Origin of the sequence: Streptomyces omiyaensis (assembly GCF_014650895.1) — a bacterium.
GTDB lineage: Bacteria > Actinomycetota > Actinomycetes > Streptomycetales > Streptomycetaceae > Streptomyces > Streptomyces omiyaensis.
In genome coordinates this window covers 145,048-158,125 of record NZ_BMVV01000014.1, presented here as the reverse complement: position 1 = coordinate 158,125, position 13,078 = coordinate 145,048, and the positions used below count along the sequence as shown (strand labels likewise).

Sequence of the window (13,078 nt, the reverse complement as noted above, 5' to 3'; positions counted from 1 at the left end):
GGCCCGTCGTCCCTGCCCGGCGTACGCCGCCCGCACGGAAATTCACTTCACCGGACCACTTCGGCGGGCCACGGGGGCGTCATCGGCGGAGCCGCGCGGCAGGGAGCCGGCGGGGGGCGTGGAGTGCGAGGAGCGCCTCCCCCTCCTTCTGCGCCCTCTCCTCCTCTCCCCTCCCCTCCCCTCCGTCGCTCAGTGCGGTGCGGGCTGCGGGTGGAGGGCGTTGCCGGTGCCGCAGCCGCCCTCGCCGGGCATGCGCTGGATGCGGGGCGGGACCCACGCCTCGGCGGCGCCGGGGCCCACGCTGCCGAGGAGGCAGTCCTGCGGGTCGAAGCCGTTGCCCGGCAGCGACAGCACGACGCCGACCCGGTCGCCCTCCGCCTCGACCTCGGTGCGGACCGCGGGATCGAGGTCCAGGGCGGCGACCGCCCGCCGCACCTCGTCCTCGTCCACCCGCCCGTCCCGGGCCGCACCCGCCAGTTTCGCCTCGACCGCGCCGCTCGGCGGCAGTTCGGGCGGCGGGGGCGGCGGGGCGAAGCGCAGCGGGGAACCGTCCGGGCAGTCCACGTCGCGGGGTTCCTCGCGCCACTCCGACGCGGGCGAGACCCGCACCTCGAAGCAGCGGCGCACGATCACCTCGTCGACGTCGAACCAGGGGTCGTAGGCGGAGCCCGAGGTGCGGACGACCACGTGGACGCCGTCCCCGGCGTGCGTCTCGGTGCCGGTCACCCGCATCACCTCCACCCCGTCGAGGAGGGACGCGGACCGGCCGACCTCCTCCGCGGTGCGCGGGCGCTGCCCGTAGAGCCGCTCACCGGCCTTCCGTGCCGCCTCGCGCGCGGCGCCGGTCGCGTCGTCCTCGGAGTTCTGCAGCGCTCCGCAGCCGACGGCGAGCGTCAACAGCGGCGCGAGCAGGAGCAGTCGGCGCCTCACGTGTCCCCCCGTCGTCCGGCCCCGCGTCGGCGGACGGCCGTCCGCTCACCCGGGCCGGAGGGGTGAGCGTACTCACCCGCTCCGACGGCCGGCCGGGCGGGCGGGCGGATCTTCTACGCTGGTCCGCATGCGGGTACTCGTAGCGGGCGCCACGGGCGCCGTGGGCCGTCAGCTCGTCCCCCGTCTGGAGGCGGCGGGGCACGAGGTCGTGGGCGTCTCGCGGCGCGGTCCGCACCCGGTGGACGTCCTGGACGCCGGGGCGGTGCGGCGGGTGGTCGCCGAGGTGGCGCCCGACGCGGTGGTGCACCAGCTGACGGACCTGGGGGCGGCGGACGGCGCCGCGAACGACCGGCTGCGGACCGAGGGGACCCGGAACCTGGTCGACGCGGCGCGTGCGGCCGGCGTCCGCCGGATCGTCGCGCAGTCGATCGGCTGGGCGTACGCACCGGGCGAGGGCCCCGCCGACGAGTCCGTCCCGCTCGACGGGACCCGGGAGTTCCCCAGGGCCCGGATCGTCGCGGGGGTGCGGGCCCTGGAGAGCACGGCCGCCGAGCTCCCGGAGGCCGTCGTCCTGCGGTACGGCATCCTCTACGGTCCGGGCACCTGGTACGCACCCGGTGGCGCCGTCGCCGCCGCGCTCGCCGGGGCGGCGGACGCCCGGTTCCTGGGCAGCACCACGGCCGACGCCTCGGTGAGTTCCTTCGTCCACGTCGCGGACGCGGCCGACGCGGCGGTACGGGCCCTGGCGTGGCCCGTCGGCGCGTACAACGTCGTGGACGACGACCCGGCCCCCGCCCACGACTGGCTGCCGGTCCTGGCGGGCGCCCTGGGCGTCCCGTCCCCGCCGCGCCGGCCGGGCCGGACGCCGTGGGCCCGCGGTGCCCTGAACGCCCGCGCGCGGGAGGCCGGCTGGTCCCCGTCCCACCCGTCCTGGCGGACCGGCTTCGCACACCAGGGCACGTAGGGGCCCCGGCCCGGTCCGAGGCCTCCGCCCCGCTCCGGGGCCCGTGTCACGCGGGGAGCGGCTTCACCATCGTGTCGGAGTCCACCCCCGACTCCACGGTCTCGAAGCCCTCGTCGGCGTAGAGGCGGTGGGCGTGGTTCGCCCGCTCGACGCTCAGGCTGAGCCGCGTGTGGCCGTGCTCCGCCGCCCGCCGGGCCGCCTCGGCCAGCAGGGCCCGGCCGACTCCCCTGCGGCGCCAGGCGGCGGCGACGCCCAGCGTCAGTTCCGGCACGTCGGGGGCCACGAAGCCGTATCCGGGATCGTCGTGCGGGAACAGGCGCAGCCAGACCGCGCCGATCGGCCGTCCGTCCGGGGCGACCGCGACGAGCCCGAGGTCTCCGGCCCTGGGCCACCCCTCGACGTAGTGCGCCGTCCTGCGTTCCGCCAGGACCCGGGCGCGGGTGACCGCCTCGCGCCCGGGATCCCAGTTGGTCGCCTCCATCAGCATGTCGACGAGGAACTCCGCGTCGCCGCCCGTGGCCTTCCGCAGCGAGAATCCCGCGCCGTCGCCGTCGCCCGTTCCGATGCCGTTGTCGCTTCCGTTGTCGCTCATGGCCGCGATCCTCGCCGAGAGGCTTCCGTCCGCACCGCTCGGCCGCAGCTTTCCGGACAGGGCGCGCGCGTGCCGTCCGCGCCGCCCCCGGCGGGGAACCCCTCGTGCCTCAAGGGGGTTGTACCTTCATGATCATGGAACCGCCGCAGGGCACCCCCACCGACCAGGCCCCCGCCGACCCGGCCGTCACGGACGACATGCCGGCCAGCCAGCCGATCGGTTACTGGAGCGGCCTCGTCCACTCCGCCGTCACCAGGCACCTGCGGGACGTCCTGGCGCGCGTCGACGTGACGCAGCCCCAGTACTGGGTGCTGAACCGCGTCCACGGCGGTGCGGCGGCGCCGAGCCGCGAGGAGGTGGCCGCCCAGCTGACTCCCCTCGCCGACGGACCGCACGACATCCCCCGGGTGGTCGACCAGCTGCTCCACCGCGGCTGGCTCCGCGTCGACGCCGGGTCGCGCCTCCGCCTCACCGACGAGGGGGAGGCCGCCAGGGTGCGGCTGCGGGCGCTGGTGACCGAGCTGCGGTCCGTGATCCACGAGGGCGTCACCGACGAGGAGTACGTGGCCGCGCTCACGGTGCTGCGCACGATGGCGGCCAACGCCGAGCGCGCGTCGTCCGCCGGCTGACCCCGACGCCGGGACCGCCGCCCCGGCGCGAACGGCACGCCGGGTCCGCGCCGGGGCGTGGCGCCCGGGTCCGGACGGGCCTGCGGTGCGCCGGGGGGCCGCTCGGCCCACGGGAACGGGATCCTCTCCCGGCCGCCCGGCGGCATCGCCCTCCCGCCCCCCCGCCCATGGCGGCCGGCGCCCGGCGCCCGGGCGGGAACGCCGGCCACGGCCCTCGGGCACCGGAGCACCGGGCCGGGCCGCACGGGACCGCGCCGATGGGAAGCACGACGGCCCGGCCGGGCCCGGCGTGCGCGGTCTCGCCCTCTCTCTTGACCGCGGACTCGCCCGGCGGCGGCATCCGCACCTGTTCGCGGGCGACGGCGTGCGCCGGCGCGGCGCGGTCCGCGTCGAGCTCCACCCTCCAGGTGCCGCTCTCGGCACCGCCCCGACCGGCCGGTCCCGGGGCCGTCCGGACCCCGGCGGCCTCCGCCCCGCGCACGGCCCCGCCCTCCAGGCCCTGCGCGGCTCCGGCGCGACCGGCGGCGAGCCGGCCGAACGCCCCGGGGTCACCCGGCAGGCCGCCGGCCGGATCGTCGGCCGCCCGGAGGAGCGGGGGCGCGCCGGGCGCCGCCCCGCGCGCGGAGGGCGCGAGCTCGTCGTCCCGACCGGCAGGGCGCGGGAGCACCTCGCCGCGGCCGGAAGGATCCGGCACGGGGCGGAGGCGCGGCCGGCCGGGCTGCCCCGCGAGGGCGGCCGCCGGGTCCCGCGCGCCGAACGCGCGGCGCCGATCCGCGCCCCGGCCGAGGACGCGCTCCCTCGTGGCGCCCCCTCCGGCGAGGTGGCACGGGGGGCGGGGAGCGGGGGCCGCGGGGACGGCACCCCCGCGCGGCCGCCCGCCCGGCTCACGTCATCGTCAGGACGATCTTGCCGGTGGTCCGGTTCGTCTCTCCCAGGGCGTGCGCCTCGGCCGCTTCCTCGAGCGGGAAGACGGCCTCGACGTGGGCGCGCAGGGCGCCGGCCGCGACCAGCCCGGCGACGGCGTCCATCCCGGCGTGGTCGGCCTCGACGAGGAGGGTCTCCACGCGCACCCCGCGCGCCGCCGCCTTCGCGGCCTCGTCGGTGTCGCCGCCCGGCAGGATCGAGACGAGGACGCCACCGGGGCGCAGGACCTCGAGGGAGCGGGTGCGGGTGTCGCCCGAGAGCGGGTCGAGCACCACGTCGACGTCCCGGACGGCGTCGCGGAAGTCGGTGGTGCGGTAGTCGATCACCTCGTCCGCGCCGAGCGCGCGCACGAAGTCGTGCTTGGGGGCGCTGGCGGTGCCGATGACGTACGCGCCCCGGGCCTTCGCGATCTGGACGGCGAGGTGGCCCACTCCGCCGGCGGCCGCGTGGACCAGGACGCGCTGCCCCGCGCGGACGCCGGCGGTGTCGACGAGCGCCTGGTAGGCGGTGAGCGCGGCGAGCGGCAGGGCGCCGGCCTGGACGTGGTCGATGCCGGCGGGCTTGAGGGCGAAGGCGCGGGCCGGGCCCGTCACGTACTCGGCGTGGGAGCCGACGCCGTGCGGGTAGGGCAGCATCCCGAAGACCTCGTCCCCGGGCTTGAAGAGGGTGACGCCGAAGCCGACGGCCTCGACGACGCCGGACACGTCCCAGCCGAGGACGAGCGGCGTGCGGTTCAGGAAGAGGCTCTCGGCGCGGTGCTTCCAGTCGGTCGGGTTCACACCGGCGGCGCGGACGGCGACGAGGATCTGGCTCGGTCCCGGCACGGGCCGCGGCAGGACGACCTCCTTGAGCACCTCGGGGGTGCCGAGGACGTCCTGGCTGATGGCGCGCATGGTGGCGTGGTTCGTCATGCGTCCCAGCCTCGCCCGGGGGCCCGGGGTCGTACCATGGCATGAATGCCAACTTCCGACGGGATCGTGCCATGACCGCTGTCCACCGCGTCGTCGTCCTCGCCCTGGACGGCGTCTACCCCTTCGAGCTCGGCATCCCGAGCCGTGTCTTCGGCGCGCTCCAGGACCGCTACGAGGTCCTGACCTGCTCCGTCGACGGCGGCCCCGTCGCCACGAACGCGGACTTCTCCGTCACCGTGGGACACGGGCCCGAGGTGCTCGCGACGGCGGACACGGTGATCCTGCCGCCCTTCGACCTCTCCCGCCTCTCGCGCGAGCTGCCCCCGCGCGTGGGCGAGGCGCTCGCGGCCGTCCGGCCCGGGGCGCGGATCGTCTCGATCTGCACGGGTGCCTTCGTGCTGGCGGCCGCCGGGCTGCTCGACGGGCGTCCGGCGACCACCCACTGGGCCGTCGCCGACGTCTTCCGGTCCTGGTATCCCGAGGTGGCGCTGGACCCGGACGTGCTCTTCGTGGACGACGGTTCCGTGCTGACCTCGGCGGGGGCCGCCTCCGGCGTCGACGTCTGCCTGCACCTCGTGCGGCGGGACCACGGCACCGCCGTCGCCAACCACGTGGCCCGCGCCTGCGTCGTACCGCCGTGGCGGGACGGCGGCCAGGCGCAGTACATCGAGCACCCGGTGCCCCCGGAGTCCGCGCACGGCACCTCGGCCACCCGCCAGTGGGCGCTGGAGAACCTGCACGAGCCGCTGACGCTCACCGAGCTCGCCGGGCACGCCCGGATGAGCCTGCGCACCTTCGCGCGCCGGTTCACCGAGGAGGTCGGGACGAGCCCCGGCCGCTGGCTGATCCAGCAGCGGGTGGTCCGGGCCCGGCACCTCCTGGAGACCACCGACCTCGCCGTCGACGACATCGCCGGGCAGGTCGGCTTCGCCACCGGCACCTCGCTGCGCGAGCACCTGCACGCGGCGATCGGCGTCTCGCCGCTCGCCTACCGGCGCACCTTCCGGGGCGCGGCCCCGGCCGTCTGAGGGCCCTCGGGTCCGGCGGGACGGACGGCGCCGCCCCTCCGCTGCCCCGCCCTCCCCTCGCGTCCCGTCAGGCGCGCCCGTCCGGTTCCGCCGGGGTCATCCCCCGCGCGCCGGCGAGCTGGGACGCCTCGTCGGAGGCGAGCAGGCCGAGTGCGGCGAGGGCGCGTCCGGGAGCGGTGGAGGAGGTGAGGACGCCGGCGCTGAAGAGCGAGGTGACGGCCGCGTCGCCAGGCAGCGGGCCGACGACCGCGACGCCCGGAAGGTCCATCAGTTCGCTGTGCTGCTGGAAGGCCAGGTCGGCGCGGCCCTCGGTCAGGAGGCTGCCCGCGGGCACGCCCGGGGGTGCCTGGACGAGCCGGCCGGCGAGGGCGGCGGCCAGGCCGAGGCGGTCGAGCAGGGCGAGCAGGGCGGTGCCGCTGGGTCCCGTGGAGTAGGCGACGGACCGGGCCGACACCAGGGCCGCGCGCAGGTCGGCGACGGAGTCGAGGGCGGGGAGGGGGGTGCCGTCCGGCACGGCGGCGACGACCTGGGAGACCCACAGCGGGCGGACCGTGCCGGGGACCAGGAGTCCGTCCCGGGCGAGCGCGGTCACGGCCCCGTCGGCGAGGACGAGGAGGTCCGCCCCGGCGCCCTCGCGCACCCGGCGGGCGACCTCCACGCCGCCGGCGGACTCGAAGCGCACGGGGATCCCGTGCGCGGTCCGCAGGCGGTCGCACAGGTCGGCCAGGATCGGGCGGGTCGCCATCGAGGACAGGCCCACGAGTTCGCGGTGCACGTCGACTCCTCACGTCACGGGGAAAGGGATGGGGCGGGCACGGCCCGGTGGCACGGCGCGGGTCTGCGAGACTGGCGGCGTGAGCACGACCCGGAGCACGGCGGCGGGAAAAGTCCTGGAGGTCCTCGCGGCCTTCGACCGCGAACATCCCGCGCAGACACTATCCGAGATCGCCCAGCGCACCGGCCTGCCCGTGAGCACCACGCACCGGGTGGTGGGCGAACTGGCCGCCTGGGGAGCGCTGGAGCGCCGCGAGGACGGGGCGTGGCACGTGGGGCTGCGGCTCTGGGAGATCGCCTCCGGGTGTCCCCGGACCCAGATCCTGCGGGACGTGGCCCTGCCCTTCATGCAGGACCTGTACGAGGCGACCCACGAGAACGTGCAGCTCGCGGTGCGGGAGGGCACCGAGCTCGTCTTCGTGGAGCGGATCGCCGGACACCGGTCCGTGGAACTGCTGACGGGGGTCGGGACCCGGTTCCCGATCGGGTCCACCGGGATGGGGCGGGTGCTCCTCGCGCACGCGCCGGCGGACATCCAGCAGGAGGTCCTCGACGCGCCGCAGCGGGCGTGGACCCCGCACACCGTCACCGATCCGGGGACGCTGCGCGCGCAGTTGGACCGGATCCGGCGCGAGCAGGTCTTCGTCAGCGACCGGCAGCTCTCGGAGAGCACGGTGGCGGTGGCCGCGCCGGTGCGGATCGGGCGGACCGGCCCGGTGAGCGCCGCGCTGGGGATCGTGTTCACGGCCCGGGGCGCGGGCGGGGCGCGCGGGCTGCGCGAGCCGCTGCTGCGGGCCGCGTACGGGATCTCGGACGAGCTCGGCAGGCGGACCCGGACGACGGACTGAGTCGCGGGGTGGGTTCCCGACCGGTTTCCGGGGTGGGTCCCGGCCCGGTTTCCCGACCGGTTTCCCGACCGGTTTCCGGGGTGGGTCCCCGACCGGTTTCCGGACCGGTTTCCGCCTGACGGAAACGCCGCAGACCAAGGGACGGGCGGGCTGGCAGCGTTCGGACCGTTCCGAGCCGTTCGGGACGCTCACAGCTGCTTGGGAGATGCCATGGCCGACGTTCCCGTCGACTCCGTCGCCTCGGTTCCGGTCGCGATCGTCGGGGCCGGCCCGGCGGGGCTGATGCTGGCTCACCTGCTCGGCCGGGCCGGGGTCGAGGCGGTCGCCGTCGACACCCGCACGCGGCGCGAGATCGAGACGACCCAGCGGGCCGGGATCCTGGAGGCCGACGTGGTCCGGGACCTGGTCGAGACGGGGGTCTCGGACCGCGTCCTGCGGGACGGGGCCGAGCACGAGGGCATCGAGGTCCGGTCGGCCGGCCTGCCGCACCGCATCGACTTCAAGGAGCTCGTCGGCGCGTCCACCTGGCTCTACCCCCAGACGGACGTCTTCGCCGACCTCGCCGACGCGCGCGAACGCGACGGCGGCACCGTCCACTTCGGGATCCGCGGCACCGAGGTCCTGGACGTCGCGACCGACGCCCCCCGGGTGCGCTACACGGCACCCGACGGGACCCGGCACGAACTGCGGGCGCGGTACGTCGTCGGCGCGGACGGCTCGCGGAGCATGTGCCGCGACCTGGTGCCGGAGGACCACCGGGTGCGGTACGGCACGGAGTACCCCTTCGCCTGGTTCGGCATCCTCGCCGAGGCGCCGGCGAGCGCGCCCGAGCTGGTCTACGCCCGCTCCGCGCACGGCTTCGCGCTGATCAGCCGGCGCACCGAGTCCGTGCAGCGCATGTACTTCCAGTGCGCCCCGGACGAGTCGGCCGCCGCCTGGTCCGACGACCGGATCTGGGAGACGCTCCAGGCGCGGGTGGCCGGAGAGGACGGCTTCCGCCTGGAGGAGGGGCCGATCACCGAGAAGACGGTGCTGCGGTTCCGCTCCTTCGTGCAGGAGCCGATGCGCTGGGGCTCGCTGCTGCTCGCCGGGGACGCCGCGCACACGGTGCCGCCGACCGGCGCCCGCGGGCTGAACCTGGCGCTGCACGACGTGAAGGTCCTCGCGGACGTGCTGCCGCGGGCGCTCGGCGGGGCGGGCGGGAGCGCGCTCGCGGAGTACGAGCCGCGGGCCCTCCAGCGGGTGTGGCGGGCGCAGAACTTCTCGTACTGGATGACCCGGCTGCTCCACACCGCCCCCGGCGCCTCGGCGTTCGACCTGCGGCGCCAGGCGGGCGAGCTCGACAACGTGGTGGGCACGCGCGCCGGCCGGACCTACCTCGCCGAGCAGTACACCGGCTGGCCCACCCCCACCCGCTGACCACCCCTGCGGCCCGGACGGCCCAGCCCCCCTCGACGACCCACGAGGTTCCCATGATCATCGACTGTCACGGTCACTTCACCACCGCCCCGCCGCAGCTCGCCCGGTGGCGCGACCGGCAGATCGCCGCGGCCGAGGGCCGCGGACCCGCCCCCGACCCCGACGAGCTCGTCATCACCGACGACGACCTCCGCGCCGCGATCGAGGCCAACCAGCTGCGTCTGATGGACGAGCGCGGCAGCGACCTCACGGTCTTCTCTCCGCGGGCCAGCTTCATGGCCCACCACATCGGCGACTTCGCCGTCTCCTCGGTGTGGGCGCGGATCTGCAACGACCTGGTCCACCGGGTCGCCGGCCTCTACCCCGACCGCTTCGCCACCGGGGCGATGCTGCCGCAGTCACCGGGCGCGGACCCCGCCACCTGCCTGCCCGAACTGACGCGCGCCGTCGAGGAGCTGGGCGCGGTCACGGTCAACCTCAACCCCGATCCGTCGGGCGGCCGGTGGACCGCGCCGCCGCTGACCGACCGCAGCTGGTACCCGCTGTACGAGGCGATGGTCGCGTACGACGTCCCGGCGATGGTCCACGTCAGCACCTCCTGCAACCCGGCCTTCCACACCACCGGCGCGCACTACCTGAACGCCGACACCACGGCCTTCATGCAGCTCGTGCAGGGCGACCTGTTCGCGGACTTCCCGACGCTGCGGTTCGTGATCCCGCACGGCGGCGGCGCGGTGCCGTACCACTGGGGCCGCTTCCGCGGTCTGGCGACGGCGCTCGGGAGGCCGGACCCGGAGACGCTGCTCGACAACGTCTTCTTCGACACCTGTGTCTACCACCAGCCCGGCGTCGACCTGCTGACCCGCGTGGTGCCCAGCCGGTCCCTCCTCTTCGCCAGCGAGATGATCGGCGCGGTCCGCGACGTCGACCCGCGCACCGGCCACCACTTCGACGACACGCGGCGGTACGTCGACGCGACCCCGCACCTGTCGGACGCGGAGCGCGCCGCCGTGTACTCCGGCAACGCCCTGCGCGTCTACCCCCGCCTCGCCGCGCGCCTCGCCGCGGCCGGCCGCTGACCCCCGCCCGCCAGGAAGAGGAGCACCCATGGAACACACCGAGATCGGCGTCGTCCGCACGAAGATCGACCGGGCCGACCCGGCGGCCGTCGCGGAGCTGTCGGGGTTCGGCGTCGCGACGATCCACGAGGCGATGGGCCGGGCCGGCCTGATGCGCCCCTACCTGCGCCCGGTCTACCCCGCGGCCCGGATGTGCGGCACGGCCGTCACCGTGCTCCTCCAGCCCGGCGACAACTGGATGCTGCACGTCGCCGCCGAGCAGATCCGGGAGGGGGACGTCGTCGTCGCGGCCTGCACGACCGAGAGCGAGGACGGCTTCTTCGGCGAGCTGCTCGCCACCTCCTTCCGCGCCCGCGGCTGCGCCGGCCTGGTCATCGACGGCGGCGTCCGCGACGTCGCCGACCTGGAGGGGATGGACTTCCCCGTCTTCTCCCGCGCGGTCAACGCCAAGGGCACGGTCAAGGCCACCCTCGGCTCGGTCAACGTGCCCGTGGTCTGCGGCAACGCCCTCGTCCGCCCCGGCGACGCGGTCGTCGCGGACGCCGACGGCGTCGTCGTGGTGCCGCGCGAGCGGGCCGCCGAGGTGGCCGCCGCCTCCGCCGCCCGGGAGGCGAACGAGGAGGGCAAGCGCGCGCAGTTCCGCGCGGGCAGGCTCGGCCTGGACCTGTACGGCATGCGCGGCCCCCTGGCCGAGCTCGGACTGCGGTACGAGGACTGAGGGCCGGCGATGACGACGAGTTTCGAGAGGACTCCCGGCTGGCTGGACTGGTACGCCGGTCCGAGCCGTCCCGGGTTCCGCCTCCCCGAGGGGGCCGTCGACGCGCACTGCCACGTCTTCGGCCCCGGCGACGAGTTCCCGTACGCGCCCGAGCGCAAGTACACCCCCTGCGACGCCTCCAAGGAGCAGCTGTTCGCGCTCCGCGACCACCTCGGCTTCACCCGCAACGTGATCGTGCAGGCCACCTGCCACGGCGCCGACAACTCCGCCCTGGTCGACGCGCTGCGCGCCTCCGGCGGCCTCGCCCGGGGCGTGGCGACGCTACGCCCCGACGCCACCGACGCCGAGGTGCGGGAACTGCACGAGGCCGGCGTGCGCGGCGTGCGCTTCAACTTCGTCAAGCGGCTCGTCGACGCGGCCCCGCGGCAGGAGCTGCGGGAGGTCGCCGAGAAGATCGCACCGTACGGGTGGCACGCCGTCGTCTACTTCGAGGCGGCCGACCTCCCGGACCTGCGGGACTTCCTCCTCTCGATACCGGTGCCACTGGTCGTCGACCACATGGGCAGGCCGGACACCACGAAGGACCCGGAGGGGCCCGGCTTCGAGGCGTTCCTGGACTTCCTGCGGGCCAGGAACGACATCTGGTGCAAGGTCACCTGCCCGGAACGGCTCTCGGCGAGCGGTCCGCCGGCCCTGGACGGGGAGCGGAACGCGTACGGCGACGTGGTCCCCTTCGCCCGGCGGGTGGTCGAGGAGTTCCCCGACCGGGTCCTGTGGGGCACCGACTGGCCGCATCCCAACCTCACCGACCACATGCCCGACGACGGGCTGCTCGTGGACTTCGTCCCGCACATCGCTCCGACGCACGGGCTCCGGCAGAAGCTCCTCGTCGACAACCCGACCCGCCTGTACTGGCCCGAAGCGGACTGACCCCCACCACGATTGGAGTTCCGGCATGACGCTGGACAAGACCTACAGGCTGGTGCCGGGGACCACGGTCTTCGACTCCGAGCAGTCGGCCAAGGGCTACCACCTCAACCAGTTCTGCATGTCGCTGATGACGGCGGAGAACCGTGCCGCCTACCTCGCCGACGAGCGCGCCTACCTGGACGCGTGGCCGCTGCGGGAGGAACAGAAGCGGGCGCTGCTCGACCGCGACCTCAACGCGGCGATGCGCGAGGGCGGCAACATCTACTTCCTCGCCAAGTGGGGCGCCACACTGGGCTTCTCGTTCCAGCAGATGGCGGGCTCCATGACCGGGATGACCGAGGAGGAGTACCGCGCCATGATGGCCGGCGGCGGCCGCCCGGTCGAGGGCAACCGCATCGACCACGCCGTCCTGGAGGCCGCCCACGCCCCGAAGACGCCGGCCGGACACGCGGCGGTCACCGCCGCCGTCTTCACCTCGCACGTCCCGGCGATCGGCGCGGCGATGGACCACGACAAGACCCACGAGCCTTACTGGCGGCCGGTGTTCGAGGGATACGAGTACTCCAGGGCGTGGGAGCGGGAGAACGTCCCCGACGTGGTCTTCCTGGTCTACAACGACCACGCCAGCGCCTTCGACCAGTCGCTGGTCCCGACCTTCGTCCTCGGCACCGGCGCCTCCTACCCCGTCGCCGACGAGGGGTACGGGCCCCGCCCCGTGCCCGCCGTCGAGGGCGACCCGGACCTGGCCGCGCACATCGCGCACTCCCTCATACGGGACGACTTCGACCTCACCCTCGCGCACGAGATGCCCGTCGACCACGGTCTGACCGTGCCGCTGTCGCTGATGTTCGGCGACGTCGGGGCGTGGCCGTGCAAGGTCATCCCGTTCCACGTCAACGTGGTGCAGTACCCGGTCCCCTCCGGCGCCCGCTGCTTCCGGCTGGGCCGGGCGCTGCGCAGGGCGATCGAGTCGTACGACCGGCCGCTGAAGGTCCAGGTGTGGGGCACCGGCGGCATGAGCCACCAGCTCCAGGGGCCGCGTGCCGGACTGATCAACCGGGAGTGGGACAACGCCTTCCTCGACCGGCTCGTCGAGGACCCCGCCGGCCTGGCCGGGGTCCCGCACCTGGAGTACGTGGAGGAGGCCGGCTCCGAGGGCATCGAGCTGGTCATGTGGCTGATCGCGCGCGGTGCGCTGGGCGACGTCGACGGCGCCGGCGGGATCGAGGTCAAACACCGCTTCTACCACGTGCCGGCGTCCAACACGGCCGTCGGCCACCTGATCCTGGAAAACCGCCCGCGGGCCGAAGAGCCCGCCGTGAAGGAGTGAGC

Annotated in this window: 13 protein-coding genes; 9 read left to right on the top strand and 4 right to left on the bottom strand. The window is 75.5% G+C overall.

All coding sequences use genetic code 11. The annotated features are described in order from the left end of the window. Positions 1–189: 189 nt before the first annotated feature. Positions 190–930 carry a translation initiation factor IF-2 gene (locus IE287_RS23195; RefSeq protein WP_189851075.1) on the bottom strand — a complete coding sequence of 247 codons (741 nt, stop codon included), beginning with the start codon at positions 928–930 and terminating at the stop codon, positions 190–192. A gap of 127 nt (positions 931–1,057) precedes the next feature. On the opposite strand from IE287_RS23195, the gene IE287_RS23190 reads away from it, so the two are divergent. Continuing rightward, positions 1,058–1,894, top strand: a complete 837-nt coding sequence (locus tag IE287_RS23190) for an NAD-dependent epimerase/dehydratase family protein (protein WP_189851074.1) — start codon at positions 1,058–1,060, stop codon at positions 1,892–1,894. A gap of 46 nt (positions 1,895–1,940) precedes the next feature. On the opposite strand, the gene IE287_RS23185 is transcribed toward IE287_RS23190, so the two are convergent. After that, on the bottom strand, positions 1,941–2,486 hold the full coding sequence (locus IE287_RS23185; protein WP_189851073.1) for a GNAT family N-acetyltransferase: 546 nt from the start codon (positions 2,484–2,486) through the stop codon (positions 1,941–1,943). 134 nt (positions 2,487–2,620) lie between these two features. Here IE287_RS23185 and IE287_RS23180 point away from each other — a divergent pair, with 134 nt between their 5' ends. Further along, positions 2,621–3,115, top strand: coding sequence for a MarR family winged helix-turn-helix transcriptional regulator (locus IE287_RS23180; RefSeq protein ID WP_189851072.1), 495 nt, complete (start codon positions 2,621–2,623; stop codon positions 3,113–3,115). A gap of 884 nt (positions 3,116–3,999) precedes the next feature. Here IE287_RS23180 and IE287_RS23175 read toward each other — a convergent pair. After that, positions 4,000–4,932 carry an NADP-dependent oxidoreductase gene (locus tag IE287_RS23175; RefSeq protein WP_189851130.1) on the bottom strand — a complete coding sequence of 311 codons (933 nt, stop codon included), beginning with the start codon at positions 4,930–4,932 and terminating at the stop codon, positions 4,000–4,002. Positions 4,933–5,021: 89 nt separating this feature from the next. On the opposite strand from IE287_RS23175, the gene IE287_RS23170 reads away from it, so the two are divergent. Then, entirely contained in the window at positions 5,022–5,978 is a 957-nt protein-coding gene (locus IE287_RS23170) for a GlxA family transcriptional regulator (protein WP_189851071.1), read from the top strand. A gap of 67 nt (positions 5,979–6,045) precedes the next feature. On the opposite strand, the gene IE287_RS23165 is transcribed toward IE287_RS23170, so the two are convergent. Next, positions 6,046–6,753: a substrate-binding domain-containing protein gene (locus tag IE287_RS23165; RefSeq protein ID WP_189851070.1), complete on the bottom strand. Its 708-nt coding sequence runs from the start codon at positions 6,751–6,753 to the stop codon at positions 6,046–6,048. 79 nt (positions 6,754–6,832) lie between these two features. On the opposite strand from IE287_RS23165, the gene IE287_RS23160 reads away from it, so the two are divergent. From IE287_RS23160 to ligA, 6 genes are all read left to right on the top strand, one after another. Further along, a complete protein-coding gene (locus IE287_RS23160) occupies positions 6,833–7,600 on the top strand; it encodes an IclR family transcriptional regulator (protein ID WP_189851069.1) in 768 nt (255 codons plus the stop codon). Between the two features lie 210 nt (positions 7,601–7,810). Further along, complete coding sequence (locus IE287_RS23155; RefSeq protein WP_189851068.1) at positions 7,811–9,019, top strand: 4-hydroxybenzoate 3-monooxygenase; 1,209 nt, start codon at positions 7,811–7,813, stop codon at positions 9,017–9,019. 53 nt (positions 9,020–9,072) lie between these two features. After that, entirely contained in the window at positions 9,073–10,098 is a 1,026-nt protein-coding gene (locus IE287_RS23150; RefSeq protein ID WP_189851067.1) for an amidohydrolase family protein, read from the top strand. Between the two features lie 28 nt (positions 10,099–10,126). Further along, positions 10,127–10,816, top strand: coding sequence for a 4-carboxy-4-hydroxy-2-oxoadipate aldolase/oxaloacetate decarboxylase (gene ligK, locus IE287_RS23145; RefSeq protein ID WP_189851066.1), 690 nt, complete (start codon positions 10,127–10,129; stop codon positions 10,814–10,816). Positions 10,817–10,825: 9 nt separating this feature from the next. Further along, entirely contained in the window at positions 10,826–11,746 is a 921-nt protein-coding gene (locus tag IE287_RS23140; protein ID WP_189851065.1) for an amidohydrolase family protein, read from the top strand. 25 nt (positions 11,747–11,771) lie between these two features. Next, positions 11,772–13,076 carry a protocatechuate 4,5-dioxygenase subunit alpha gene (gene ligA / locus IE287_RS23135; RefSeq protein WP_189851064.1) on the top strand — a complete coding sequence of 435 codons (1,305 nt, stop codon included), beginning with the start codon at positions 11,772–11,774 and terminating at the stop codon, positions 13,074–13,076. The last annotated feature ends 2 nt before the right edge of the window (positions 13,077–13,078 follow it).